Raw genomic sequence first — 21,802 nt, forward strand, 5'->3', positions numbered from 1 at the left:
CCGCGTCGGAAGCCGCGCTCAGGTGGCCGGCTGCCGTGTCACGTGTCGTCCCACGTGCCGCGTCACGTGCCGCTCACGTGCCGCGTCATGTGTCGCACTCCAGCACCGTACGGCACAGCCCGCAGCGGGCCCGCAGCCGCCCGCGCACCGGGACCCGGATGCGCTGACGGCAGGTCGGGCAGGGGAAGGAGACGCTCAGCGGAGGGCCGGTGTCGAAGGCGTACTCACCTCCGGTGGGGGAGGACTGGCCGGACTGGGCCGACCGGCGGTCCCTGGCGTAGCGGCGGCGGCCGGTCCAGCCGGCAGCGGTGAGCGGCGGCCGGGCCTGCTCGCGGCGGGCCAGTTCCAGCCCCTTGGTGTACGCCTCGTACGCCTGCGGGGAGGTGAACCAGGGGGAGGGGTCCTCGTCGAAGAGCAGCGCCCGCATGGCCAGGACGTAGCCGAACTCCTCCGGTGTCAGATAGCCCAGTTTCTGGCTGGAAACCGAGTCCTGGCGATAGGCGTCGAGCAGCAACCAGCCCGTGCCGAGATAGGCGGCGGTGGTGTCGGTGAGGATTTCGTTGTCGCGTGAGCCGGGGAACGACAGGTCCAGGCGGTGCAGATACACATGTGTGACCTCGTGGGCCAGGGCCGCGCCGATGTCCCGACGGTGGGTCTTGAAGCGGGAGTTGAGCTCGATGAAGTACTCCGGGCCCGCGGCCAGCTCCACGTTCCCCGCGTGCCGCATCTCCCGGAAGCTCACGATCATCCGGGCGTCGGGCAGCCGCAGATGCTGCACCATGACCCGGGCCACCCGCTGTACGCCCAGGTAGAGATCGTCCTGGTCGGAGAAGGCCACATCGCCGGGGACCACGCTGAGTCCGAAGGTGTCCACCGTGTCGCGGGACAGGCGGTGGTAGAGCGCGGTGATCGCGGCCCGGACGGTGTCCAGGTGGGGATAGCCGTGCTCGATGTCGCTGCCCGGTGCCGCCACGCCGTCACCCCGTGCCCGTCGCCAGCCGTGCGCCCTGTCTCACGTCAACCTTACGGTCGTTCGGTGGGGCAGTGGGTAGGCCGCGCTGGCTGGAAACCGACCCTTGTCACCCCGTTCACCCGGTCCACATAATCACAGGGCGTTTTACCGGCTCATCCACGGGATTTCGGAGAGGTTTCCGGATTTTTGTCATGCGGCGGAGCCGCATATCGACTTGGCATGAGCCTGACATACGCCTCGAACCCCCCCACGAAAGGACAGTCCGTTGCGGAACACGCTGAAGCACATCAAGAGAGCCTCGGCCCTCGGCGCGGTCGCCCTCGCCGCCTTCAGCCTCACCCCCGGCAGCGCCAACGCCCAGCCCACCGGCCCCGAGCCGAGCCCCTCCGTGGTCGGCGGCACCCGCGCCGCGCAGGGCGAATTCCCCTTCATGGTCCGGCTGTCCATGGGCTGTGGTGGCGCCCTCTACACCCAGGACATCGTCCTCACCGCCGCCCACTGTGTGGACGGCAGTGGCGCCAACACCTCCATCACGGCCACCGCGGGCGTCGTGGACCTCCAGAGCTCCAGCGCCATCAAGGTCAAGTCCACCCGGGTGCTCCAGGCCCCCGGCTACAACGGCACCGGCAAGGACTGGGCGCTCATCAAGCTCGCCAAGCCGATCAACCAGCCCACCCTGAAGATCGCCGAGACCACGGCGTACAACAAGGGCGACTTCACCGTGGCCGGCTGGGGCGCCGCGGTCGAGGGCGGCGGCCAGCAGCGGTATCTGCTGAAGGCCAGCGTGCCGTTCGTCGACGACGCCACCTGCAAGTCCGCCTACGACGAGCTCGTCACCGGCGAGGAGATCTGCGCCGGGAAGATGGCCCAGGGCGGAGTGGACACCTGCCAGGGCGACTCCGGCGGCCCCATGTTCCGCAAGGACGACAGCGGCCAGTGGATCCAGGTCGGCATCGTCAGCTGGGGCGAGGGCTGCGCACGGCCCGGTAAGCCCGGCGTCTACACCGAGGTGAGCACCTTCGCCAAGGACATCAAGGCGGGCGCGACCCAGCTCGGCGGCTGACCCCTCCTCAGCACCGCGAACGCGGAGAGCTGACCGGGGCGCGGCCATCGGGCCGGTCCCGGTCAGCTCGGTTCCGTCTGGCCGTAGCAGATGCAGAACGGGTGCCCGGCCGGATCGTTGAAGACCCGGAACCCCGAACGCTCCCCGCCGCTGTCACGCAGGAACGTCGCCCCGAGCTCGATCAGCTCCTGCTGCGCCCGCTCCGCGTCCGCGCGCGTCTCCACGTCGAAGTCCAGATGGATCTGCTGCGGGTGGGCCGGGTCCGGCCAGCGCGGCGGCTGGTGGTCCGGCGCCAGCTGGAAGGCCAGCTTACGGCCGTCCTCGGCCGTCAGGGTCGCCCACTCGGGATCGCTGTCGTTCAACCGCCAGCCCAGGATCTTGCCGTAGAAGGCGGCCAGCGCGGCGGGGTCGGGGCAGTCGATGACGGTGCACTGAAGTGTCGCGATCATGTGGGGACCCTACGGGGTATCCGCCGGATCTTTCCCCTTCCCCGCCCTTCCCCGCAGCGGCCGATATACGTCTGCGCCGCGCGGCAGCGGCTTCGCCCCTTGGGTCCGGGGCCCGGTGCGGAGCCCCACGCGGCGGAGCCGCACCTCGCAGCGCCGATATGCGGCTGCGCCGCCTGGCAAGGGCCTCGCCCTCCGGGGCCCGGGGCGGATCCCCGCTTTCCCGCAGGGGCCGATACGCGTCTGCGCCGCGCGGCAGCGGCTTCGGCCCTTGGGTCCGGGGCCCGGTGCGGAGCCGTCCATGCGGTGGAGCCGCGCCTCGCAGCACGGATATGCGGCTGTGCCGCCTGGCAAGGGTCTCGCCCTCCGGGGCCCGGGGCGGACCCCCGCTTTGCCTTCCCCGCCCGTTCCCGCAGGGGTCGATATGCGTCTGTGCCGCCTGGCAAGGGCCTCGCCCCCCCGGAGCCCCGGAGCCCCGGTGGGGTCTGGGGCGGAGCCCCAGTTGTGGGAAGGGGCGGGGAGGGGAACAGCCCGCCGCAGGCGTCAAGACCCGTCGGAGGCTCCCGGCCCGGAACGGCTCCGCCCTGAGCGGGCCACGGGGGAAGCCGGGCCGGAAGTCACCGGGAAAGTCGGGCCGGATGTGGAACCTCTCCCCGCCCAGGCGACTCCTCCACGCTGGAGGCGCCGTACCGGGAGCGGTCCTCCGCCACGACCGCCCCGCCCCCTTCCGCGCCCCCCGCGGGCCGGACCCCGAACCCCCCACAGGGGTCGGGGCGGTCCGGGGGTCTGGGGCCGCCCGAGGGCAGGCCCCGGACCCGGCCGACGCGGGCCGAAGCGCCCCCGAGCGGAACCGGGCCCCGGGGAAAAGTACTCTCGGGAGGCATGACGCACAGCATGAGCGACCACACCGCCGGACAGCCGGCGACGCCGGGGGCGGCCCCCGAGGGGATCGACCCGTCCGTCCTCGACGAGCTGACCCGGTTGCGCGACAGCATCGACAACATCGACGCGGCCGTGGTCCATATGCTCGCGGAGCGATTCAAGTGCACCCAGCAGGTCGGCCACCTCAAGGCCGCCCACCGGCTCCCCCCGGCCGACCCGGCCCGTGAGGGGCGCCAGATCACCCGGCTGCGGCAGCTCGCCGAGAGCGCCAAGCTCGACCCCGGCTTCGCCGAGAAGCTGCTCAACTTCATCATCGCCGAGGTCATCCGGCACCACGAGACCATCGCGCGCTCCGACAACGGCCCCGAGGGGCCCGAGGGCGCATTCCGGTAGTGCGCCCGGGCGGCCGTCCGCCCCGGGCAACCACTTCCCACCCGTGTGCGGCCCGCCGCACGTAGGGCAGCATGTCCCCATGTCCGTACTGACGCGCGAGGAAGCGCAGAACCGAGCCCGCCTCATCGAGGTCCACCGCTACACCATCGACCTCGACCTCACCCGCGGCGAGGAGCTCTTCGGCTCCACCACGACCATCCGCTTCAGCGCGCGCCAGGCGGGCGCGGACACCTTCGCCGAGCTCCAGCCGGCCGCCCTGCACCGCGCCGTGCTCGACGGCCGGGAGCTGGACCTCACCGGCGAGACCGCCGAGGCGCTCGCGGGCGGCCGGCTCCCGCTCACCGGGCTCGGTGAGGGCGAGCACGAGCTGCGCGTCGAGACCGACATGCGCTACTCCCACACCGGCGAGGGCATGCACCGCTTCACCGACCCCGCCGACGGTGAGACGTACCTCTACACCATGTGCTGCATGGCGGACGCGAACGACGTCTTCACCGCGTTCGACCAGCCCGACCTCAAGGCCGTCTTCGACGTCCGCGTCACCGCCCCGCCCGAGTGGACCGTCCTCGGCAACGGCATCGCCACCCGCGTCGGCGCCCCCGAGGAGGGCCGCTGGCAGCTCGCGCCCACCCCGCCCATCAGCACCTATCTGATGGCCCTGGCCGCCGGCCCGTACCACTCGGTGCGCACCGAGCACGCCGGACTCCCCTTCGGGCTGCATGTCCGCCGCTCCCTCGCGCCCTACCTCGAGGCCGACGCCGACGAGCTCTTCGACATCACCCGGCGCTGCTTCGACCGCTACCACGAGATCTTCGAGGAGCCGTACCCCTTCGACTCCTACGACCAGGCGTTCGTCCCCGAGTTCAACTCCGGCGCGATGGAGAACCCGGGCCTGGTCACCTTCCGCGACGAATACGTCTTCCGCTCCGCCGTCACCGACGCCGAGCGCCAGACCCGCGCCATGGTCATCGCCCATGAGATGGCCCATATGTGGTTCGGCGACCTCGTCACCATGAAGTGGTGGGACGACATCTGGCTGAACGAGTCCTTCGCCGAGTACATGGGCTACCAGATCCTCACCGAGACCACCCGCTACACCGACACCTGGGCCGACTTCGGCGTCCGCCGCAAGAACTGGGGCTACGACGCCGACCAGCGCCCCTCCACCCACCCGGTCGCCCCCGCGCCCGAGCTGGTCCCCGACACCGCCGCCGCCCGCCTCAACTTCGACGGCATCTCCTACGCCAAGGGCGCCTCCGCACTGCGCCAGCTCGTCACCTGGCTGGGCGAGAAGACCTTCCTCGACGGCATCAACGACCACTTCACCCGGCACCGCTTCGGCAACGCCACCCTCGCCGACTTCATCGACTCCCTCGCCCGCTCCTCCGGCCGTGACGTCCACGCCTGGGCCGACCGCTGGCTGCGCACCACCGGCGTCGACACCCTCGCCCCTGTCGTCACCGCGAACGGCGACCGCTGGAGCGCCGAGATCCGACACCAGGGCGGCGGCCCGGACGGGGACGCCCCCGTCAGGCGCCCGCACCGCATCGCCATCGGCCTGTACGACCACGCCCCCGCCGCCCCGCACCAGCTGGTCCTGCGGACACGCGTCGAGGCCGAGCTCGACGGCGCCGAGCCCGGCCTCAGCCTCTCCTTCACCGGGCCCCGCCCCGATCTGCTGCTGCTGAACGAGGGCGACCTCACCTACACCAAGATCCGGCTCGACCCCGCCTCCTGGAAGGCCGTCCACCGCTCGCTGTCCGGCCTCCCCGACGCCGTCAGCCGCGCCGTGGTCTGGAACGCCGCCCGCGACATGGTGCGCGACGGCGACCTCCCGGCCACCGACTACCTCGAGGCCGCCCGCGCCCATCTGCCGCACGAGACCGACATAGCGATCGTCCAGGGCGTCCTCGCCTTCGCCCGCACCCAGATCGCCGACCGCTACCTCCCCGCGGACCGGCGCCCCGCCGCTCTGGCCACCATCATTGCCACCTGCCGCGATCTGCTGCGCCGCACCGAGGACGGCTCCGGGGACGGGCTGCGGCTCGCCGCCGTCCGTACGTTCATCGGCAGCGCCACCGCGCCCGCCGAGCTCAGCGACTGGCTCGACGGCGACACCGTCCCCGGCGGCCCCGCCCTCGACCCCGAGCTGCGCTGGCAGATCCTCGGCCGCCTCGCCGTCCTCGGCGCCGTCGGCCCCGCCGACATCGACGCCGAACGCGCCCGCGACTCCAGCGCCACCGGCCAGGAGGGCGCCGCCCGCTGCCGGGCCGCCCTGCCGGACGCCGCCGCGAAGGAGGCCGCGTGGCAGACCCTCTTCGGCGGCGGGGAGGACGACCGGAACACTGACGGCCAGGGGACCGGCGGTCAGGGGTCCGACGGTCAGAGGACCGGCGGCCAGGGGGCCGAGCTCTCCAACTACCTGGTCACCGCGACCGTTGCGGGCTTCTGGCAGCCCGAGCACCACGACGTCCTCGCCGCCTACGTGCCGCGCTACTTCCCGGCCGCCGTCGCGCTCGGCGCCCGCCGCGGTCCCGCCATCGCCGACACCGTCGCCCGCTTCGGCTTCCCGAGCACCGTGGACGCCGAGACCCTGCGCCTGGGCGAGGAGTGGCTCGCCTCCTCCGAGGCCGTACCCGCCCTCCGCCGCCGCCTCGCCGACCAGATCGACGACCTGCGGCGCGCCCTGCGCGTACGGGAGAAGCAGGGCGAGTGACCCCGCGCCGACGGGACGGCGTGGGCGCTCGGTCGCCCCGCCGCCCCTGCCGCGCGGTCATGGCGTGAGTGATGCCGGCGATCAGCGTGCTCCTCCTCATCGCATAGCCGCCGCCCTCATCGCACAACCGCCGCCCTCAGGGCGGCACGCGGTAGGTCACACACGTGACCGGACTCGCCGACCGCGACACAGCATGACGCGATGCCGATCTCATCCCGGTCCGGGCACAGGGCAGACTGGCGGTCATGGATCGAGGAACGCGCCGGTGGACACTGGCGGTCGACGGGGAGGGGTTCGACGTCGCTGAGCGTCCCGACGAGCCCGGGACGTACGACTTCACCTGGCTGACCGGGCCGAACCCGGGATACGGCTTCACCACCCATGTGCACGGAGCCGACTCCTTGAGCGAGCGGGAACTGGAGGAGTCCGCACGGGACTTCCTCAGCCAGGTGGACCCTGAGACGGGGCACATCGAGTAACCAATCAATCCGCGGGGCCGGGCCGTACCACGTACGGGTGCACTTGACCCCGACCCCGGATCGGACCGTCGGCGGGCGAAGTAATTTAGGCAGCCCTGACCGCCGCCCAGACACCCCCTAGGGGCACACCCATGCCCGTGCCCGCATCCGGAACCGCCCGCCTCCTCGCCGGGGGCCAGAGCGGACCGGGCGTGCTCCGCCCGATGGTCGACACCGTCCTCGACGCCCTCGCCCACGGCGCCGCCGACCGCGGTGGGCCCCTCCCGGCCGGGGGACCGGCCGCGGTGGCCCGGCGGATACGCGGTGCGGCCCGGCCGCTCATCCCCGACGAGGGGGAGGGGCCCCACCACGCGCTGCGCAGCCTCGTCCACGCCCTCGCCCATGGCGCCGCCGAACCCGCCGACCCCCGCTGCACCGCCCATCTGCACTGTCCGCCGCTCGCCGTCGCCACCGCCGCCGACCTCGCGGTCTCCGCGCTCAACCCCTCCCTCGACTCCTGGGACCAGGCTCCGGCCGCCTGTGCGCTGGAGGCGCTGACCTGCCGTGCCCTGGCCGAACTCGTCCACCCCCACGGCCCCGACCCCGACGCCCTCGTCACCACCGGCGGCACCGAATCCAACCAGCTCGGCCTGCTCCTGGCCCGCGAGGCCGCCCAAGGCGCTCCGCTCCGTATCGTCCGCGGCGCCAACGCCCACCACAGCGTCCAGCGCGCCGCCTGGCTGCTCGGGCTGCCCGAGCCCCTCACCCTCCCCACCCCCAGCGGCGTCCTCGACCCGGTCGCGCTCCACACCGCCCTCGACCGGCCGTCCGACGCCCCCACCCTCGTCGTCGCCACCGCCGGCACCACCGACACCGGAGCCATCGACCCGCTCCCCGACATCGCCGACGTCTGCGACCACCACGCCGCCACCCTCCACATCGACGCCGCCTATGGCGCGCCCCTCCTGTTCAGCGACACCCTCCACAAGCGGATCCACGGGCTCGACCGCGCCCGTACCGTCGCCCTCGACCTGCACAAACTCGGCTGGCAGCCGGTGGCCGCGGGCCTGCTCGCCGTGCCCGACGGCGCCGCGCTCGCCTCCCTTGCCCACCACGCCGACTACCTCAACGCCGACGACGACACCGAGGCGGGCCTGCCCGATCTGCTCGGCCGCTCGCTCCGCACCACCCGCCGCCCCGACATCTTCAAGATCGCCGTCACGCTGCGGGCACTGGGCCGACGCGGTCTCGGCGAGCTCGTGGACCACGTATGCGCGGCCGCCCAGCACCTCGCCGACCTCATCGAGGCCCGCCCCGGGCTCGAGCTCTACGCCCGCCCCACCATCAGCACCGTCCTCTTCCGCCCCACCGGGGCACCGCCCGCCGCCGTCGCCGCGCTGCGCCGCCGCCTGCTCCACCACGGGGCGGCCGTCCTCGGCCGCGCCGCCACCCCCGAGGGGCTGTGGCTCAAGGCGACCGTTCTCAACCCGCACATCCAGCCCGACGATCTGCGCGGGCTGCTCGAACTCGTGGAAGGCAACACCACCCCATGAGCACCGCACACCCCCCCAACCCCGCCGCTGATCCCGCTTCCACCGCCGACCGGCCCGTGGACCTGGCCGGTATCGGCATCGGCCCGTTCAACCTCTCCCTCGCCGCCCTCGCCCACGGCGTCCCCGCCCTGCGCACCGCCTTCTACGAGCAGCGGCCCGCCTTCCACTGGCACCCCGGCCTCCTCATCGACGGCGCGACCATCCAAGTCCCCTTCCTCGCCGACCTGGTGACCCTCGCCGACCCCGGCAGCCCCTGGACCTTCCTCCAGTACCTCAAGGCCCATGAGCGGCTGTTCCCCTTCTACGTCGCCGAGCGCTTCCACATCGAGCGCGCCGAATACGACGCCTACTGCCGCTGGGTCAGCGAACAGCTGCCCGGACTCCACTTCGACCACCGCGTCGACGCCGTCCGCTGGGACCATGAACACGAGCTGTTCGAAATCGACTTCACCCGGCTCGGCCCGGCCGCCGACACCCCCGCGTCCGATGCGACCGGAACCGACGAGGAGGGCAGGGCCCTCGGCCGCGCATACGCCCGCGACCTCGTCCTCGGCGTCGGCACCGAGCCATACGTCCCCGAACCCCTACGCCCGCTCGCCGACGCCCCCAACGTCCCCGTCCTCCACTCCTCCGACTACCTCGAACACCGCGAGCGGCTGCTGGCCACCGGCCATGTCACCGTCATCGGCTCCGGCCAGTCCGGCGCCGAGGTCTTCCTCGACCTGCTGCGCAACCGCCCCCTGGGCGCCGAAGGGCTCCACTGGATGGCCCGCACCCCCGCCTTCGCGCCCATGGAGTACAGCAAGCTCGGCCTGGAGCAGTTCAGCCCCGACTACACCCGCTACTTCCACACCCTGCCCGAGCCCGTCCGCGACCAGCTGCTGCCCCGCCAGTGGCAGCTCTACAAGGGCATCGCCCATGCGACGCTCGACGCCATCCACCACGAGCTCTACCGCCGCGCCCTGCACTCCGACGGCTGGCCCGGCGCCGTCCTCACCCCCGGGGTCACCGTCCGCACCGCCGGCCGTATCGCCGCCGCCCAGCTCGAACTCCACCTGGAACACACCGAGCAGGGCACCCGGGCCCGCCACACCACCGAGGCCGTCGTCCTCGCCACCGGCTACCGCGAGCGCCGCGTCGACACCCTCCTCGCCGCCCTCGACCCCTACATCCGCCGGGACGCCTCCGAGCGCCTCCGCGTCGACGCCGACCACCGTCTGGTCCTCGACCCCATGATCAAGGGCTCGGTGTACGTCCAGAACGCCGAGCGCCACACCCATGGCGTCGGCACCCCCGACCTCGGCCTCGCCGCCTGGCGCTCCGCCGTCATCCTCAACTCGCTGCTCACGGACCCCGCCTACCGGCTGCCGTCCCGCACCGCGTTCACCGCCTTCGGCCTCCAGCCGTCGGGGCGGTGCGGCACCGTCATCGGCAACCCGCACCTCCCCGATCAGCGCACCCCCCTCACCCCGACGCGGACCTGACCGCGCCGGGGCCGGGCGTGCCCGGAGTACGGGAATCGAACCTCAGCCGGCGGCGGTCAGCGCCCGCAGTTGGGCCAGTGTCTCGCGGATGACGTCGCGCAGGTCGCGGTCCTCGGTGGCGTTGATCCATCGTTCATAGGCAACGCGGAACACGGCGATGCCGGTCTCGGTGGCCAGACTGGCCTCGGCGTCGTCGATGCCCCGCCGTCGCAATCTGTCGGCCAGGACGGCCGACATGGACGCGAGCTTGATCAACTCACGTTCGCGGAGATCGGCGTTGGCCATGATCACGGTCTGCCGCGTCCGCGCGAACTCACGATCGCCGCCGACCATCTCGGCCACCGCGTCGAGCGCGGCCGCGACGGCATCCAGCGCCGATGCCGTGGCCGGCGCCTCCTCCAGGGCGGCAACCGACCTTTCCTCCAGTTCGGACGCCCCGTCGAAGAGAACCTCGCGCTTGTCGGCGAAGTGCCGGAAGAAGGTGCGGGCGGTGACACCGGCCCGTTCGGCTATATCGGCCACCATGGTCTGCTCGAAGCCACGTTCCAGATACAGCGCCAGCGCGGCCTCGCGCAGTCGGCCACCGGCTCCAGGTTCCCACCGTCCCATGCGGCGAGTTTATGTGATGTCACCTGATGACACCGTGTTGCCGTCACCGATGTCATCAGGTGACATCGGCATGCTAGAGTGATGTCATCTAATGACATCACCGGCCGGTGGAGGCCCCGAATGACAACGGCGAAGCGCATCCAGTACCACCAGTACGGCGGGCCCGAGGTCTTGCGGCTCGAGGACTTCGAACCGGCCCGGCCCGGCCCCGGCGAGGTTCTGGTCCGTGTGCGGGCGGCGGCAGCCAACCCGATGGACTGGAAGATCCGCAGTGGCGCCATGAAGATGCTGACCGGCCGGCGCTTCCCGCGTGGGCTGGGCCACGACTTCGCGGGCGTCGTCGAGGCGGTCGGCGAAGGCGTCACTCGGCTCGGCGTCGGCGACGAAGTGCTCGGCGGGGCGCCGCTCAAGACGGCGGGAGCCTTCGCCGAGTTGGTCGTTGCCGAAGCGAAGGGGGTCGTGCAGAAGCCGGCGGATCTCTCGTTCGAGGATGCCGCCGCGATCCCGACGGTCGGGATCACCGCCTTTCAGGCCCTGGCCGGCCTGGGGAAACCGCAACCCGGGCAAGCCGTCTTCGTCCACGGTTGCCTTGGCGGAGTGGGCCGAGCCGCCGTCCAGATGGCCTCGATGCACGGCGCCTCGGTGGGGGGCAGCTGCCGCGCCACCGCCACGCAAGACGCGCGCGACCTCGGCATCGCCCCGATCGTCGAGTTCGACTTCGACCCGACGACGCTCGGAGGACGATTCGACATCGTCCTCGACACGGCGGGCACGCTCCCGATCAAGGCGGCGCAGACGTTGCTGAAGTCCGGCGGCCGCATCATCGACATCACCCCCACTCCCGCGAAGTTCGCGAGAAGTGCCCTGCCGGGGCCCTTCAAGGTGTTGATCGCCCAAGCCGTCACGAAGGACCTCGAGGAGGTCGCGCGAGCCGCCGGGCAGGGAACACTGCGGCTGCCGATCGCCCGCACGGTGCCGCTCACACAAGCGATCGCGGCGCTCACGGAGTTCGAACGCGGCATACCCAAGGGCGGCAAGCTCGTCATCACGACCGGGTGACCGCCGTGCCGCTGTCGGCTCACGCTCTTCCTCCGGGCAGGTGCCAGGTGGGCCGCCTGGAACGAACTGGACCGGATGGCCGACCTCGACCGCTCACAGCTCGTGGACACCGCGCTCGCCCTGGCCGCCGAGCGCCCGCCCCACGGCCGGGTCACCCCACCCCGCTGAGGGGCCGGGCGCCGTACGCTCCAAGCACCACCCCTCGTATATCCGGACCAGGAGCCGCCATGGACCAGCCCGCCCGGCCCGGCCCGCCGCCGCAGCCCGCCGCCCACGTGCCGTACGGCACCCCCGAGATCCCGCGCGTCGCCGTCCGCGGCGAGGCGACCCTGGAGGTCGACCCCGAGATCGCCCGGCTCACCATCACCGTCAGCGCCCGCGGCGCCGACCGGCGCGCCGCCCTGGAGGATCTCACCCGCCGCAACAACCAGGTCCTGGAACTGGTGAAGTCCTACGGCGAGGCGGTCGAGAAGCTGGAGACCGGCGCCTTCTCGGTCACCCCCGAGATCAACCCCAAGAGCCGCCATGAGCGCGTACGGGCCTATCACGGCCGGGTGCACCTCACCGCGGCCCTCACCGACTTCACCGCCCTGGGCGAGCTCACCACCCGCCTCGCCGACCTCGAGCTCACCCGCGTCGACGGTCCCTGGTGGGGGCTGCGCCCCGACTCGCCCGCCTATGGCCGGGCCCGGCAGCAGGCGGTGCGCGAGGCGGTGCAGCGGGCCCGCGAGTACGCCGGAGCGCTCGGCGCCCGGCTGGTGGCGCTCACCGAGCTCGCCGACCTGGAGGCGGAGGAGGGCCCGTTCCAGCCCGTGGCCGTCGCCGCCCCGCGCGCCCGGTCCGGCTACGGCGGCCCCGCCGACCGGGACGCCGTGGCCGCGCTCGACCTGGAACCGCAGCGCCAGACGGTGTACGCGCACGTCAACGCGCGCTTCACCATGACGCCGCCCGAGCTCTGAAACGCCTCCTCCGGAGCCCGGAACCACCCTCCGAAACGCTCATCGGAGCGGCCCACTGCACGTTTCATTAGTTGTCAATAACCTGCCATGCAAAGGCCATGGGGGAGTGTGAAGTTCCCGGTTCTTTACTCGTCGGTAAGTCATAGGCTCGACATCATGCGCCGAGCAAAAATCGTCTGTACTTTGGGACCCGCCACCGACTCGTACGAGCAGATCAAGGCACTCATCGAGGCCGGAATGGACGTGGCCCGCTTCAACCTCAGCCACGGCACCTATGCCGAGCACGAGGAGCGTTATCGGCGAGTGCGCAAAGCCTCGCTGGAAACCGGCCGCAGCGTCGGCATCCTGGCCGACCTTCAAGGTCCGAAGATTCGGCTCGGCCGTTTCCGTGAAGGGCCGGTACTCCTTGAACGCGGGGATGAGTTCATCATCACCGTCGAACCCATCGAGGGCGACCGGTTCCGCTGCGGCACCACCTACGAGGGGCTGGCCGGCGACGTCAGCAAGGGTGAGCGGATCCTCGTCGACGACGGCCGGGTCACCCTCGAGGTCGTCGACATCGACGGCCCCCGGGTGCACACCATCGCCATCGAGGGCGGCATGATCTCCGACCACAAGGGGCTCAACCTCCCCGGTGTGGCCGTCTCCGTCCCCGCGCTGTCCAAGAAGGACATCGAGGACCTGCGCTGGGCCCTCCGCATCGGCGCCGATGTCATCGCCCTCTCCTTCGTCCGCAACGGCAACGACGTCGTGGACGTCCACCGGGTGATGGACGAGGAGGACCGCCGGCTCCCGGTCATCGCCAAGATCGAGAAGCCGCAGGCGGTGGAGAACCTCGAGGGGATCGTCGACGCCTTCGACGGCATCATGGTCGCCCGCGGCGACCTCGGCGTGGAGATGCCGCTGGAGCAGGTGCCGATCGTCCAGAAGCGCGCGATCAAGCTGGCCAAGCGGAACGCCAAGCCGGTGATCGTCGCCACCCAGATGCTCGACTCGATGATCGAGAACTCCCGCCCCACCCGGGCCGAGGCGTCCGACGTCGCCAACGCGGTCATCGACGGCACGGACGCGGTGATGCTCTCGGGCGAGACCAGCGTCGGCAAGTACCCGATCGTCACGGTCAAGACGATGGGCCGCATCGTCGCCGCCGCCGAGGAGGACATCCTCGCCAAGGGCCTGCCCCCGCTCACCGAGCGCAGCAAGCCCCGCACCCAGGGCGGCGCGGTGGCCCGCGCGGCGGCCGAGATGGGCGACTTCCTCGGCGCGAAGTTCCTCGTCGCCTTCACTCAGTCCGGCGACACCGTGCGCCGCCTCTCCCGCTACCGCTCCCCGATCCCGCTGCTGGCCTTCACCCCGGAACCGGGCACCCGCTCCCAGCTCAATCTGACCTGGGGTGTGGAGACCTTCCTGGGCCCGATGGTCGATTCCACGGACGAGATGGTGGCCCAGGTGGACGAGGAACTGCTGCGCCTCGGCCGCTGCAAGAAGGGCGACCTGGTCATCATCACCGCCGGTTCCCCGCCCGGTGTCTCCGGCTCCACCAACCTGGTCCGCGTTCACCACATCGGCGCGGACGACCTGAGGTAGCCGAGCCTCGATCCTGGGGGCCGAAGTACTGGTTCAGTACTTCGGCCCGACGTGGTATTCCGGCGAAGCGTCCACTTCATCGAGTGAAGAAGACCGATTCCAATGTGACCTTGGAATCGAAGGAAAAGTGCCCCGGGTCGGACTCGAACCGACACTGTATGGGTTTTGAATCCATTGCCTGCTGCCAATTGGGCTACCGGGGCTTGCAGTTTCGAAGGTCACCAATGACCCACTGCGCGTCCACCTTACCGCAGCTAGGTAGGCTCGTGGTGCCCACCTGCCAGGAAAACGAGGAGCACAGTGAGCACCGCTGACGCCCCCGACGCGCAGTCGCACGTCCCACCGCAGACAACCCGCGTCGTCATCGCCGAGGACGAGGCCCTCATCCGCCTCGACCTGAAGGAGATGCTCGAGGAGGAGGGGTACTCCGTCGTCGGCGAGGCGGGCGATGGTGAGACGGCTGTCGCGCTCGCCCAGGAGCACCACCCCGACCTCGTCATCCTCGATGTGAAGATGCCGGTGCTCGACGGCATCTCCGCCGCCGAGCGGATCGCGGCCGACCGCATCGCGCCCGTCCTCATGCTCACCGCGTTCTCGCAGCGCGAACTGGTCGAGCGGGCCCGGGACGCCGGGGCGATGGCGTATCTCGTGAAGCCGTTCAGCAAGAGCGATGTGGTTCCGGCCATCGAGATGGCCGTCTCCCGCTTCACCGAGCTGAAGACCCTGGAGCAGGAGGTCGCCGACCTCTCCCAGCGGCTGGAGACCCGGAAACTGGTCGACCGGGCCAAGAGCGTCCTCCAGACCCAGTACGGGCTGACCGAGCCCGCCGCCTTCCGCTGGATCCAGAAGACCTCGATGGACCGCCGGCTGTCGATGCAGCAGGTGGCGGAGGCCGTCATCGAGGACGCGGCGGAGAAGAAGGCCAAGGAGCAATAGGGGACGAACGGAGAGGGGCTCGCACCGCCGACGCGGCGGTGCGAGCCCCTCTCCGCTTTCCCTCAGTCCTCGCCGAGGTACGCCTTCCGCACCGACTCGTCGTGCAGCAGCGCATCCCCCGTCCCCGACAGTACGATCTTGCCGATCTCCATCACATGGCCGTGGTCGGCCAGCGACAGAGCGGCCTGGGCGTTCTGTTCGACCAGCAGGATCGTCGTGCCCTGGGACTTGAGCTCGGCGATGGTCTGCATGATCTTCTGCATCATGATCGGCGAGAGGCCCATTGAGGGCTCGTCGAGCATCAGCAGCTTGGGGCGGGACATCAGGGCCCGGCCCATCGCGAGCATCTGCTGCTCACCGCCGGAGAGGGTGCCCGCCGCCTGGTTGCGGCGCTCGCCGAGGATGGGGAAGAGCTCGTAGGCGTGTCGGATGTCCGCGGCTATGCCGTCCGCGTCCTTCCGGAGGAACGCTCCGAGCTGGAGGTTCTCGGCGATCGACAGCCGCGGGAAGATATGCCGGCCCTCGGGCGAGTGGGCCAGCCCCAGGGCGACGATCTTGTGCGCGGGGACGCCTCGCAGCGGTTTGCCGTCGAAGCGGATCTCCCCGCCGAGCGGCTGGAGCAGGCCGGACAGGGTGCGCAGCGTGGTCGTCTTGCCCGCGCCGTTGGTACCGATGAGGGTGACGACCTGTCCGGCCTCGACGCTGAACGAGATGCCCTTGACGGCCTCGATCTTGCCGTAGGCGACCCGCAGGTCCTCGACCTCGAGCAGTGCGGTCACTGTCCGTCCTCCGTACGTGCTGTGGTGCCCCGCTGGGCCTCGTCCGTGGCTCCGGTCGTGGCCCCGGCCTCCGCGGCCTCGACTTCGGCGGCCTCCTCCGCGCCCGGCGCGCCCTCGAAGGGGGTGCCGAGGTAGGCGGCGATGACGCGCTCATCGCTCTGGACGACCTCCGAGGTGCCCTCGACGAGCTTCTGGCCCTGGACGAGCACCGCGACCCGGTCGCAGAGGTTGAAGATGAAGCGCATGTCGTGCTCGATGACGAGCACGGCGGTGCCCAGGTCCCGGATGGCGAAGACCAGTTCCTCGGTGGCGCGGGTCTCCTGGGGGTTCATTCCGGCGGTGGGCTCGTCGAGCAGCAGCAGTCCGGGGTCGCTGGCGAGTGCGCGGGCGATCTCCAGCTTGCGCTGTTCGCCGTAGGGGAGGTTGCGGGAGAGGTGGTCGGCCTTGTCGGCGAGGCCGGTGAACTCCAGGAGTTCCATGGCACGGGCCTTGGAGGCGGCCTCGGCGCGTTTGAACCCGGGGCCGCGCAGCAGGGCCGACCACAGGCCCTCGTTGGTGCGGGTGTGGCGGCCGACGAGCACGTTCTCCAGGACCGTCATATTGGCGAAGAGCCGGATGTTCTGGAAGGTGCGCGCGATGCCCGCCTGGGTGACGAGGTGGGGCTTGGGCGGCAGCACGGTGCCCCGGTAGGCGACGCTGCCCTCGGTGGGGACGTAGAGACCGGTGAGGCAGTTGAAGAAGGTGGTCTTGCCCGCGCCGTTGGGCCCGATGAGGCCGACGATCTCGCCGGGGTGGACGTCGAGGTCGACCGCTTGTACGGCCGTGAGCCCGCCGAAGCGCATGGTGACGCCGGTGGCGGTGAGCACGGGGGAGGTCGTGGTGGTGGTCATCGCTGTCATGCCTCCGCCTTGGTGACGCCGACGGCACTGTCCTTGAGTCCGGTGGCGCCCGGGACGTCGAGCTGGCCGGTCTCGTGGTACTCGAGCTGCTGCCGCCGGTTGGGGATGATCCCCTCGGGGCGGAAGCGCATCAGCAGGATGAGCGCGACGCCGAAGGCGAGGAGCTGGTAGTCCTGGAGGAACTCCAGCTTCTTGGGGATCAGATAGAGCAGGGTGGCGCCGAGCAGCGGGCCGCCGATGGTGCCCATGCCGCCGAGGATGACGGCGGCCACCAGGAAGGTGGAGTTGGGCGGGACGGGTCCGGCGAAGACGTACTGCTCGGGGACGACCGTGGACTGGAAGTGGGCCCATACGGCGCCGGCGACCCCGGCCAGCGTGGCGCCGAGCGCGAAGGCGATGAGCTTGACCCGGAATCCGTTGATGCCCATGGCGGTGGCGGCGGTCTCGTCCTCGCGGATGGCGACCCAGGCGCGGCCGATACGGGAGTTGCCCGCCCGGCTGAAGATCAGCACGACGACCACCGTGACCAGAAGCATCAGCAGGTAGTAGTTGCCGTTGGAGTCGAGGCTGATGCCGCCGATGCTGTGGTCGTCGTTGAAGTTGAACCCGAAGATCTCCAGCGGGGGGATGTTGGGGATGCCGTCGGGGCCGTTGGTGACGGAGGGGCCGGAGGTGCCGTCGAGGTTCAGCATGGCGAGCCGGAAGATCTCTCCGAAGCCGAGGGTCACGATGGCCAGGTAGTCGCCGCGCAGCCGCAGGGTCGGGGCGCCGATGACCACACCGAAGATCAGGGAGACCACGCCACCGGTGATCACGGCGGCCCAGAACGGGAACCTGACGTCGATCGTCGAGGCGGTGGACCCGGAGACCAGGGCGGCGGTGTAGGCGCCGACGCCGAGGAAGGCGACATATCCCAGGTCCAGGAGGCCCGCGAGGCCGACGACGATGTTCAGGCCGAGGGCGACGGTCGCGAAGATGGCGATGTTGACGCCCAGTTCGGTGAAGCTGGACTTGTCCTGGAAGAAGGGGAAGACGATCGCGGTGATCAGCGCCGCCACCAGGGTGACGGAGCGGTAGGAGCTGGTGAGCTCGCTGATCCGGCTGATGAGCCCGGCCTTGACCAGGGCGACGGCCGCGAATCCGACGGCGATGAGGTAGCCGAGGAACGGCTCGGGGTGGTCGGCGTCGGTCTGGATGCCGTAGTTGACCACGTAGAGGCCGACGGCGAAGACCGCCGCGATGATCAGGATCTCGGCCCAGGAGGGCAGCTCCTTGGGGCGGCACAGCGGGCGGCTGTCGTCCGGGAGCAGGAAGGTGGTGGCCACGGGGGCGGCGGTCACCGCGGCGGCGATCCAGCCGCCGGGCTCCAGGTTGACCAGGCCGTCCAGATCCACCGCGATGGCGATGACGGTGAACCAGGTGACGGCGAAGGTGCCGAGGGCCAGCAACCGCAGGGCCTGGGTGGAGCCGCTGGGGGTGAGCCAGCGCAGGCCCTTCAGGTCGAGGGCGGCCAGCGCGAAGACGCCGGTGGCGACGCCCAGGACGAGGGTGAGGAGCTGTAGTCCGCCGGGGTAGCCGTAGACGGTCAGATCGCCGGGGAACTCGGCGGTCCAGGTCCAGGCCAGGAAGGTGGAGACGGCGGCGGCGGCGCCGCCGGCCGCGGTGAGGGCCCGGAGCAGGGTGGTGCGCGGGGCGGGTGCGCCGGCCTCGGCCTCGCGCACGGCGGTGGGCTGGGTCTTGTCGGTGGTCATCGGTTCACTCCCTCAGGCCCGGTCCGCTACGCGTTCGCCGAGCAGACCCTGTGGCCTGACCAGCAGGACGACGATGAGCAGGGTGAAGGCCCATACGTCCTTCCAGGCACCGCCGCCGAGCTGGTCCATCCCGGGTATGTCCTGGATGTACTTGATGGCCAGGGCCTCGACGACGCCCAGGACGACGCCACCGAGCATGGCGCCGTAGATGTTGCCGATGCCGCCGAGCACGGCGGCGGTGAACGCCTTGAGACCGGCGATGAAGCCCATCTCGAAGTTGATCTGGCCGTACTTGAGCCCGTGGGAGAGGGCGGCGACGGCGGCGAACGCACCGCCGATGGCGAAGGCCATCACGATGATGCGGTCGGTGTTGATGCCCATGAGCTTGGCGGTGTCGGGGTCCTGCGCGGTGGCCTGCATGGCGCGGCCGGCCCGGCTCTTGGAGACGAACAGCCCCAGGGCGAGCATGCACAGCGGGGCGGCGATGAGGAGGAAGGCGTCGCCGCGCTGGATGTGCAGATTGTCGAGGATCTCGAACGACGATCCTTCGAACTGCGGGAAGCTGCGGGGCTTCTTGGCGTCGGGGTAGAAGGCCCAGACGGCCTGCTGCAGTGCGATGGACAGACCGATCGCGGTGATCAGTGGGGCGAGCCGGGGGCCGCCGCGCAGGGGCCGGTAGGCGAAGCGTTCCGCCGCGGTGGCGATGGCGACCGAGGCGACGATGCCGCCGATCAGCATCAGGGGCAGGGCGAGGGAGAGCGCGGTGCCGCTGGGCAGCCAGATGTAGATGGTGAGGGCCCCGAAGCCCCCGATCATGAAGATCTCGCCATGGGCGAAGTTGATGAGCTGGACGATGCCGTAGACCATGGTGTACCCGATGGCGATCAAGCCGTAGAGGGCGCCAAGGGTCAGGCCGTTGACCAGCGTTTGCGGCAGTTCGTGCACCGCAGGGCCTCCGATGAGCGTGTCGGATATGACGCCGCGCGAGGGCGATGGGTACGCCCTCGCGCGGATTCGTTTCGTGGGTGTGCGGTCGCTGCCGGGGGTCAGTCCTTGAAGGTCTCGCTCTTCACGGACTTCCAGGCGCCCTTGGTGACCTTGTAGACGGTCAGCTGCTTGTTCGTGGTGTCGCCGTACTGGTCGAAGGAGACCTTGCCGGTGACGCCGTCGAAGGAGACCTTGCCGAGCGCCTCGGTGATCTTGGCGCGGGCGTCGTCCGGGAGCTTGCCGTCGTTGTCCTCGACCACGGCCTTGACGGCCTGGATGATGGCCCAGCCGGCGTCGTAGGAGTAGCCGCCGTAGGCCGCGTACGGGTCCTTGTAGTGCTGGTCCGCGTAGTTCTTCACGAACGTCTTGGCGGAGTCGAGCTGCTCGACCGGGTAGCCGACGGAGGTGGCGAGGTCACCGTCGTTGTTGGTGCCCGAGGCCTTGATGAAGGCGGGGTCGTAGATGCCGTCGCCGCCCATGATCGGGACCTGTGCGCCGGCCTGCTTGACCTGGTCGGACAGCAGACCGCCCTCGGGGTACTGGCCGCCGAAGTAGACCGAGTCGGCACCGGAGGACTTCACCTTGTTGGAGATGCCGGAGAAGTCGGTCTCCTTGACGGTCAGGTGGTCCCGGCCGACGACCTTGCCGCCGAGGCGCTTGAACTCCTCGGCGAAGATGGTGGCGAGGCCGTTGCCGTACGCCTGCTTGTCGTCGATGACGAAGACCTTCCGCTTCTTCGCGTCCTTGTAGTAGTACTGCGCGGCGAAGCGGCCCTGGATGATGTCGGTGGTCGCGGTGCGGAAGTAGGTCTTGAAGGGGCGCGACTTCTTGCCCGAGGCCCAGTCGTCGCCCTGGCTGAGGGCCGGGTTGGTGTTGGCGGGGGAGACCTGGGCGAGGTCGCCCCGGTCGAAGACGCCCTGCATGGACTGGGCGACGCCCGAGTTGAGCGGCCCGACCGCGCCGAGGATGTCCTCGTCGTCGACCATCGAGGTCGCGTTCGCCTTGCCGGAGGAGGGCACGGCCTGGTCGTCGAAGGACTTGACCTTGAAGGTGACCCCGTCGACCTCGTTGTTCTTGTTGGCCACCTTCGCCGCGAGGTCGACGGAGTTCTTGATGCCCTGGCCGAGGGCGGACAGCGAGCCGGTGAGCGGGGCGTCGACACCGATGACCACGGTCGTCTTGCTGTCCTTGCCGCCACTGTCGTTTTTGTCGTCGCGCGACCCGCAGGCGCTGAGTGTGAGGGCGCCCGCGGTGATCGCGGTCGTGATGATGAGCAAGGAACGGTGTCGCACGAGGAATCCTTTCGCTGGCCCGGCACCCTGAGTTCATGGGGTGCCGTGTCCTCGCCGGATGAACCTGGAATGGCCGTGCGGGTGCGGCGTACACCCCACAGGGCCGTGACTGGCTGTGACTCTAAGCGCGGGGCGCGACCGGGGGCAGAGGTCTAGACGATGATGTGACTGTCTTGTTATGACGCGCGTCACCCCGGGATGTCCGTGTAGCGGAACGGAAGGGACGAATGGGGCGGATTTGGGCCAACCATTAGGTCCGGATCCTGAGAAGGTGCAGTTCCGCTAAGGAGTGCGGTGAGCTTGTGAATGAAGCGCGGAGTCGGGTGCGCGGATGAGCGCGAGAAGATCGACTTCGGAGTCGCCGAGTGTGCTGAAAATGCGACCTTATATTGCGTCAGCGTTACGCAGTGTTACGGCTGGCGGCGCGGGGCCGGGGCCTGTCCGGGGCGGTGGGCGGGGTTCCGGAATGGTGCCGGACCGGTGTCGCGCGGATGTCGCGCCGGTGCGGCTCAGGTCGGCGGGCGCCAGTTCTCGGAGCTGTGGGTGGCGCCGTTCGCGGCCGCGCAGCGGCGCTCGGCCAGCCGCTTGATCAGCGCTTTGGCCGCCGGGGCGCCATGCCGCTTCCGCTCGGTGCGCGCGGCCTGGACGATGTCGTCGTAGATCTCGTACTGCTCGTTGGAGAGCCCCTTCTGCTCCCAGTCGAGCCCGGCCCACTGGCTGCCCGCGAGGTCCTGCTCGGCCCAGTAGGAGATGAGGTCGGCGCACAGCCGCACGGGGGAGGCGGCCTGCGGTGTGGGGCTGTGGGGGGCGGGTGTGGACGCCTGGCCGTTAGGGGAGTCGCCGGAGTTGTGGGAGTCGTCCGAGGGGCCGGAACCGGAGCTGCCGCATCCGGTCATCGTCATGGCGACTACGAGAGCGCATCCACGGACGGCGGCGGGCCAGAAACCCGCCCGGGTCGTTGCCCCCATGGAGAGTC

Annotated in this window: 19 protein-coding genes and 1 tRNA gene; 10 read left to right on the forward strand and 10 right to left on the reverse strand. The window is 70.6% G+C overall.

Annotated elements, in window-relative coordinates:
* Positions 1–85: 85 nt before the first annotated feature.
* A complete protein-coding gene (locus ACMTAK_RS36655) occupies positions 86–973 on the reverse strand; it encodes a hypothetical protein (RefSeq protein ID WP_413810138.1) in 888 nt (295 codons plus the stop codon).
* A 265-nt stretch (positions 974–1,238) separates the two neighbouring features.
* Here ACMTAK_RS36655 and ACMTAK_RS36660 point away from each other — a divergent pair, with 265 nt between their 5' ends.
* Positions 1,239–2,036, forward strand: coding sequence for a S1 family peptidase (locus tag ACMTAK_RS36660; protein WP_413810139.1), 798 nt, complete (start codon positions 1,239–1,241; stop codon positions 2,034–2,036).
* A gap of 62 nt (positions 2,037–2,098) precedes the next feature.
* Here the strand turns inward: ACMTAK_RS36660 and ACMTAK_RS36665 are convergent, their stop codons facing one another.
* Complete coding sequence (locus ACMTAK_RS36665; RefSeq protein WP_413810140.1) at positions 2,099–2,485, reverse strand: VOC family protein; 387 nt, start codon at positions 2,483–2,485, stop codon at positions 2,099–2,101.
* 891 nt (positions 2,486–3,376) lie between these two features.
* Between ACMTAK_RS36665 and ACMTAK_RS36670 the strand changes: the two genes are divergently transcribed.
* The 5 genes from ACMTAK_RS36670 to ACMTAK_RS36690 all read left to right on the forward strand — a co-directional run bounded on the left by ACMTAK_RS36670 (position 3,377) and on the right by ACMTAK_RS36690 (position 9,968).
* Positions 3,377–3,757, forward strand: a complete 381-nt coding sequence (locus ACMTAK_RS36670; protein ID WP_413813106.1) for a chorismate mutase — start codon at positions 3,377–3,379, stop codon at positions 3,755–3,757.
* A 79-nt stretch (positions 3,758–3,836) separates the two neighbouring features.
* The gene (pepN, locus tag ACMTAK_RS36675) at positions 3,837–6,473 is read left to right on the forward strand and encodes an aminopeptidase N (protein ID WP_413810141.1); all 2,637 of its coding nucleotides are present in this window, start codon (positions 3,837–3,839) and stop codon (positions 6,471–6,473) included.
* A 245-nt stretch (positions 6,474–6,718) separates the two neighbouring features.
* On the forward strand, positions 6,719–6,952 hold the full coding sequence (locus ACMTAK_RS36680; RefSeq protein ID WP_413810142.1) for a hypothetical protein: 234 nt from the start codon (positions 6,719–6,721) through the stop codon (positions 6,950–6,952).
* Between the two features lie 131 nt (positions 6,953–7,083).
* Positions 7,084–8,484 carry a pyridoxal phosphate-dependent decarboxylase family protein gene (locus ACMTAK_RS36685; RefSeq protein WP_413810143.1) on the forward strand — a complete coding sequence of 467 codons (1,401 nt, stop codon included), beginning with the start codon at positions 7,084–7,086 and terminating at the stop codon, positions 8,482–8,484.
* On the forward strand, positions 8,481–9,968 hold the full coding sequence (locus tag ACMTAK_RS36690) for a lysine N(6)-hydroxylase/L-ornithine N(5)-oxygenase family protein (protein WP_413810144.1): 1,488 nt from the start codon (positions 8,481–8,483) through the stop codon (positions 9,966–9,968). The genes ACMTAK_RS36685 and ACMTAK_RS36690 overlap by 4 nt, the downstream gene beginning before the upstream one ends.
* A 42-nt stretch (positions 9,969–10,010) precedes the next feature.
* Here the strand turns inward: ACMTAK_RS36690 and ACMTAK_RS36695 are convergent, their stop codons facing one another.
* Positions 10,011–10,577 carry a TetR family transcriptional regulator gene (locus tag ACMTAK_RS36695; RefSeq protein ID WP_413810145.1) on the reverse strand — a complete coding sequence of 189 codons (567 nt, stop codon included), beginning with the start codon at positions 10,575–10,577 and terminating at the stop codon, positions 10,011–10,013.
* Between the two features lie 120 nt (positions 10,578–10,697).
* On the opposite strand from ACMTAK_RS36695, the gene ACMTAK_RS36700 reads away from it, so the two are divergent.
* The 3 genes from ACMTAK_RS36700 (at position 10,698) to pyk (ending at position 14,182) form a co-directional block, all read left to right on the forward strand.
* Positions 10,698–11,636 (forward strand): NADP-dependent oxidoreductase, encoded by a 939-nt coding sequence (locus ACMTAK_RS36700; RefSeq protein WP_413810146.1) that lies wholly within the window; start codon positions 10,698–10,700, stop codon positions 11,634–11,636.
* Positions 11,637–11,863: 227 nt separating this feature from the next.
* Positions 11,864–12,595 carry an SIMPL domain-containing protein gene (locus ACMTAK_RS36705; RefSeq protein ID WP_413810147.1) on the forward strand — a complete coding sequence of 244 codons (732 nt, stop codon included), beginning with the start codon at positions 11,864–11,866 and terminating at the stop codon, positions 12,593–12,595.
* Positions 12,596–12,751: 156 nt separating this feature from the next.
* On the forward strand, positions 12,752–14,182 hold the full coding sequence (gene pyk, locus ACMTAK_RS36710; protein ID WP_037948817.1) for a pyruvate kinase: 1,431 nt from the start codon (positions 12,752–12,754) through the stop codon (positions 14,180–14,182).
* A gap of 128 nt (positions 14,183–14,310) precedes the next feature.
* Here pyk and ACMTAK_RS36715 read toward each other — a convergent pair.
* Positions 14,311–14,385, reverse strand: a tRNA-Leu gene (locus ACMTAK_RS36715).
* Between the two features lie 97 nt (positions 14,386–14,482).
* On the opposite strand from ACMTAK_RS36715, the gene ACMTAK_RS36720 reads away from it, so the two are divergent.
* Positions 14,483–15,118, forward strand: coding sequence for an ANTAR domain-containing response regulator (locus ACMTAK_RS36720; protein ID WP_413810148.1), 636 nt, complete (start codon positions 14,483–14,485; stop codon positions 15,116–15,118).
* A gap of 62 nt (positions 15,119–15,180) precedes the next feature.
* Here the strand turns inward: ACMTAK_RS36720 and ACMTAK_RS36725 are convergent, their stop codons facing one another.
* From ACMTAK_RS36725 to ACMTAK_RS36750, 6 genes are all read right to left on the reverse strand, one after another.
* Positions 15,181–15,897 carry an ABC transporter ATP-binding protein gene (locus ACMTAK_RS36725; protein ID WP_413810149.1) on the reverse strand — a complete coding sequence of 239 codons (717 nt, stop codon included), beginning with the start codon at positions 15,895–15,897 and terminating at the stop codon, positions 15,181–15,183.
* Positions 15,894–16,796, reverse strand: coding sequence for an ABC transporter ATP-binding protein (locus tag ACMTAK_RS36730; protein ID WP_413810150.1), 903 nt, complete (start codon positions 16,794–16,796; stop codon positions 15,894–15,896). The genes ACMTAK_RS36725 and ACMTAK_RS36730 overlap by 4 nt, the downstream gene beginning before the upstream one ends.
* Positions 16,793–18,547 (reverse strand): branched-chain amino acid ABC transporter permease, encoded by a 1,755-nt coding sequence (locus tag ACMTAK_RS36735; protein ID WP_413810151.1) that lies wholly within the window; start codon positions 18,545–18,547, stop codon positions 16,793–16,795. The genes ACMTAK_RS36730 and ACMTAK_RS36735 overlap by 4 nt, the downstream gene beginning before the upstream one ends.
* 12 nt (positions 18,548–18,559) lie before the next feature.
* On the reverse strand, positions 18,560–19,492 hold the full coding sequence (locus ACMTAK_RS36740; protein ID WP_164434188.1) for a branched-chain amino acid ABC transporter permease: 933 nt from the start codon (positions 19,490–19,492) through the stop codon (positions 18,560–18,562).
* Positions 19,493–19,593: 101 nt separating this feature from the next.
* A complete protein-coding gene (locus ACMTAK_RS36745; RefSeq protein ID WP_413810152.1) occupies positions 19,594–20,826 on the reverse strand; it encodes a branched-chain amino acid ABC transporter substrate-binding protein in 1,233 nt (410 codons plus the stop codon).
* A 509-nt stretch (positions 20,827–21,335) separates the two neighbouring features.
* Positions 21,336–21,728 (reverse strand): hypothetical protein, encoded by a 393-nt coding sequence (locus ACMTAK_RS36750; RefSeq protein ID WP_413810153.1) that lies wholly within the window; start codon positions 21,726–21,728, stop codon positions 21,336–21,338.
* Positions 21,729–21,802: the final 74 nt, after the last annotated feature.

The sequence above is a fragment of the Streptomyces lacaronensis genome, assembly GCF_047337785.1.
Taxonomy (GTDB): Bacteria; Actinomycetota; Actinomycetes; order Streptomycetales; family Streptomycetaceae; genus Streptomyces; species Streptomyces lycopersici.

What these genes read in the sequence shown, in the direction of transcription:
- ACMTAK_RS36665 (WP_413810140.1), bottom strand. Translation starts at nt 2,485, where the DNA reads ATGATCGCGACACTTCAGTGCACCGTCATCGACTGCCCCGACCCCGCC.
- ACMTAK_RS36670 (WP_413813106.1), top strand. Translation starts at nt 3,377, where the DNA reads ATGAGCGACCACACCGCCGGACAGCCGGCGACGCCGGGGGCGGCCCCC.
- pepN (WP_413810141.1), top strand. Translation starts at nt 3,837, where the DNA reads ATGTCCGTACTGACGCGCGAGGAAGCGCAGAACCGAGCCCGCCTCATC.
- ACMTAK_RS36680 (WP_413810142.1), top strand. Translation starts at nt 6,719, where the DNA reads ATGGATCGAGGAACGCGCCGGTGGACACTGGCGGTCGACGGGGAGGGG.
- ACMTAK_RS36685 (WP_413810143.1), top strand. Translation starts at nt 7,084, where the DNA reads ATGCCCGTGCCCGCATCCGGAACCGCCCGCCTCCTCGCCGGGGGCCAG.
- ACMTAK_RS36690 (WP_413810144.1), top strand. Translation starts at nt 8,481, where the DNA reads ATGAGCACCGCACACCCCCCCAACCCCGCCGCTGATCCCGCTTCCACC.
- ACMTAK_RS36695 (WP_413810145.1), bottom strand. Translation starts at nt 10,577, where the DNA reads ATGGGACGGTGGGAACCTGGAGCCGGTGGCCGACTGCGCGAGGCCGCG.
- ACMTAK_RS36700 (WP_413810146.1), top strand. Translation starts at nt 10,698, where the DNA reads ATGACAACGGCGAAGCGCATCCAGTACCACCAGTACGGCGGGCCCGAG.
- ACMTAK_RS36705 (WP_413810147.1), top strand. Translation starts at nt 11,864, where the DNA reads ATGGACCAGCCCGCCCGGCCCGGCCCGCCGCCGCAGCCCGCCGCCCAC.
- pyk (WP_037948817.1), top strand. Translation starts at nt 12,752, where the DNA reads ATGCGCCGAGCAAAAATCGTCTGTACTTTGGGACCCGCCACCGACTCG.
- ACMTAK_RS36730 (WP_413810150.1), bottom strand. Translation starts at nt 16,796, where the DNA reads ATGACAGCGATGACCACCACCACGACCTCCCCCGTGCTCACCGCCACC.
- ACMTAK_RS36735 (WP_413810151.1), bottom strand. Translation starts at nt 18,547, where the DNA reads ATGACCACCGACAAGACCCAGCCCACCGCCGTGCGCGAGGCCGAGGCC.
- ACMTAK_RS36750 (WP_413810153.1), bottom strand. Translation starts at nt 21,728, where the DNA reads ATGACGATGACCGGATGCGGCAGCTCCGGTTCCGGCCCCTCGGACGAC.